Here is a 3,435-nt window from a genome sequence, read left to right on the forward strand (position 1 = left end):
TGGGCGGTTCACGTCCACACCGACGACATCGGGTCGGCGATCGAGGTCGCCCTGTCCCTCGGCCGCGTCACCGAGATCCGTGTGACCGACATGTTGGACCCGGTGGGCGGGAGCACGGAGGCCGGGCACCGTCGACGGGGCGCGTCCGGCGCCGCGGAGGGCCGGGTCGCGGGTGAACCCGAGCGGGTCGTGGTGGCGATCGTCCCGGACGGGCCGCTGGCCGAGTTGTTCTCGGAGGCGGGGGCGCAGACGGTCGATGCGGACGAGGGCGGAGTGATCGACGCGGTCCTCGCGTTGTCCGCCGATGAGCTGCTCGTGTTGCCCAACGGTGAGCTACCCAGGGCCCAGATCGAAGCCCTCGACGCCGCGCTGCGCGAAATCGACGGCAACGCCCTCATCCTCCCGACGGGTTCCGTCGTACAGGGGCTGTCCGCCCTCGCCGTTCACGACCCCTCGACCACCCTGTCCCTGGACGGATTCGGGATGGCGGACGCGGCGGCGGCCACCCGACACGCCCATCTGGTGCGGGCCCGACACGACGCGCTCACGTTGGTGGGCCGCTGTGCGGCCGGTGATCTCCTCGGCATGGTGGGCCACGATGTCGCCCTCATCGAGACGGACCCGGTGGACGCCGTCTGCGCGCTCGCGGACCGCTTGCTCTCCTCCGGCGGCGAGCTGGTGACGCTGCTGCTCGGAGCCGAGTACGACGACGCCGCGACCGAGACCGCTCTGTCCAGGATCCGCGAAGGACATCCCGACGTGGAGGTCGTCGGGTATGCGGCCGGACCGGGTCGGGTGCTCGCGCACGTCGGGGTCGAATGACCGCGTTCGTCACCACGGACTCGGCGCTGGGGGAGGTCCTCGACGCCGGACTGGCCGAGCGGATCACCGCGGCCTTCGGCCACCGGACCGTCGGCGACCTGCTCCACACCCTGCCCCGCCGCTACCGCCAGCACGGTCAGCGCTACGACAAGCGCGAACTCGTCGAGGGCGAGCGGGTGACGATCATCGGGACGGTCACCACTGCCACGACCCGCAACTACACCACCAAGCAGGGGCAGTCGCGGGAGATGCTCACGCTCACGGTGAAGGACGAGGACACCACGTTCAAGGTGGTCTACTTCGCCGGCCGCAGGATCAAGTTCATGCTCCCGGTGGGCACGGTGGCGATGTTCGACGGGACCGTGTCGCGGTTCCGCCGGTCCCTGGACCTCACCCACCCGGAGTTCCTGGTCCTGCGCCCGGTCTCGGGCCAGGGTCGTGAGCTCAGGGGCTCGGGTGATCTCGCCGCCCTGGCCCGGCTGGCGTCCGAGATCGACGCCGAGGGCGGCCCGAGTCTGTTCGACCGTCCCCTCCTGCCCATCTACTCGGCCAGCAAGAGCGTGACCTCGTGGGACCTGCTCGGCGCGATCGTGACCGCGATCCGGGCCCTCGTGCCCGTCGTGGACCCCCTCGACGACACGGTCCTGGCGGCCGCCGGTCTGATGGGCCTCGACGAGGCGCTGCGCAAGGCTCATCTGCCGGAGACCGTCAAGGACGCCGACAGGGCCGGGTACCGACTCCGGTTCGACGAGGCCATCGCGCTGCAGCTGCTCCTGGGGGCCCGGCGCCGCGCGGTCGCCCGCGACCCCGCGCCGGCCAGTCCGGTGCGCCCGGACGGCGTCCGCGCCGCCATGGAGGCGCGGATGCCGTTCGAGCTCACCGCCGGTCAGACCGCCGTGCTGGAGGAGATCTCCGCCGACCTCGCCCTGGATGAACCGATGAACCGCCTCCTGCAGGGGGAGGTCGGCTCCGGCAAGACGATCGTCGGACTGCTCGCGATGCTCCAGGTGGTCGATGCGGGTCGTCAGTGCGTGATGCTCGCCCCTACCGAGGTCCTGGCCACCCAGCACCACCGTTCGTTGACGGCCATGCTCGGCGATCTGGGGGAGCGGGGCCGACTGGGTGCCGCCGAGGAGGCCACCCGGGTCGTGCTGCTGACGGGGTCGATGTCCACCGCGGAACGGCGGGCGGCGCTCCTGGATATCGTCACCGGTGAGGCCGGGATCGTCGTGGGCACGCACGCGCTCATCCAGGACTCGGTGGACTTCTTCGACCTGGGCCTGGTCGTGGTCGACGAGCAACACCGGTTCGGGGTGCGTCAGCGCGATCGGCTCCGCGCCAAGGGGCGGGACGGGACGGTCCCGCACCTGCTGGTGATGACGGCGACACCGATCCCCCGCACCATCGCGATGACCGTCTTCGGGGACCTGGAGGTCTCGGAGCTGGACGAGCTCCCCGGTGGTCGCAGACCCATCTCCACCTCGGTCGTGCCGGCCCGGGACAAGCCGAGATGGGTGCAGCGCGTCTGGGAGCGGGTCCGGGAGGAGGTCGAGGCGGGACACCGGGCGTACATCGTGTGTGCGCGGATCGACGCCGACACCGGCGACGCCGCGAACGGTACGTCCGCAGGGGACGACGGCCGGGGGAGCGACAGGCCCCCTCTGGTCGCCGCCGTGGACCTCTACGAGTACCTGTCCACCGGGCCACTGGCGGGCCTCCGTCTCGGTCTCATGCATGGTCGGCTCCCTCCCGAGGAGAAGGAGTCGACCATGGGTGCGTTCGCCTCCGGTGATCTCGACGTCCTGGTGTCGACGACCGTGATCGAGGTCGGGGTGGACGTCCCGGAGGCCACCGTGATGGTGGTGATGGACGCCGACCGGTTCGGGGTGAGCCAACTCCACCAGCTCCGGGGCCGGGTGGGTCGGGGTGGCCTGCCCGGGCTCTGCCTCCTGGTGACCAATTCTCCTGAGGGCGGGAAGTCGATGGAACGACTGGGTGCGGTCGCCGCCACCACGGACGGGTTCCTGCTGGCGCAGCTCGACCTGGTCCAGCGCCGGGAGGGAGATGTCCTGGGAGACGCTCAGTCGGGTGCGTTGGCCTCGCTCCGACTGCTGTCCGTCGTCGACGACGGCGAGGTCATCGAGATCGCACGCCGTCACGCCGAGGAGATCCTCGACTCCGATCCCGGACTGGACCACCACCCGGCGTTGGCCGAGCGCGTCCGTCGACTGTCCGGCTCGGACGAGTCGGACTACCTGTTCAAGTACTGACCATCAGCATCTCGACCATCGGGGGATCCATGACCCGCATCATCTCGGGCCGCCTGCGCGGGCGCTCGATCACAGTGCCACCGGCAGGGACCAGACCCACCACCGACCGCGTCCGCGAGGCCCTGTTCAGCGCGATCGTCAGCAGGATGGACCTGGACGGCGCCGCGGTGCTGGACCTGTTCGCCGGGTCCGGCGCACTCGGGCTGGAGGCGGTCTCCCGGGGCGCGGATGTCGCGTGGTTCGTCGAGGACGACCCCCGGGCCGTCGCGACCATCCGCGCGAACACGTCGGGCCTGTCGTCGTCGTTCCCGTCGGTCCGGCCGACCGTCAGGCGGGCGGCGCT

The 3,435-nt window shown here is 71.1% G+C and carries 2 protein-coding genes and 1 pseudogene; all 3 read left to right on the forward strand.

Going from position 1 to position 3,435, the window contains the following annotated elements:
* Window positions 1–822: pseudogene (locus tag G6019_RS13030) on the forward strand (DAK2 domain-containing protein); the annotation flags it as partial.
* On the forward strand, window positions 819–3,092 hold the full coding sequence (gene recG / locus G6019_RS13035; protein ID WP_182612280.1) for an ATP-dependent DNA helicase RecG: 2,274 nt from the start codon (window positions 819–821) through the stop codon (window positions 3,090–3,092). The pseudogene G6019_RS13030 and the gene recG, both read left to right, overlap by 4 nt.
* 29 nt (window positions 3,093–3,121) lie before the next feature.
* Window positions 3,122–3,435 (forward strand): RsmD family RNA methyltransferase (locus G6019_RS13040; RefSeq protein WP_182627754.1); only part of this gene is annotated, 314 nt, incomplete at its 3' end.

The sequence above is a fragment of the Dietzia sp. DQ12-76 genome (assembly GCF_014145045.1).
In the GTDB taxonomy this organism is placed as follows: Bacteria; Actinomycetota; Actinomycetes; order Mycobacteriales; family Mycobacteriaceae; genus Dietzia.

Coding starts and splice junctions, on each gene's coding strand:
- recG (WP_182612280.1), top strand. CDS start 819: ATGACCGCGTTCGTCACCACGGACTCGGCGCTGGGGGAGGTCCTCGAC.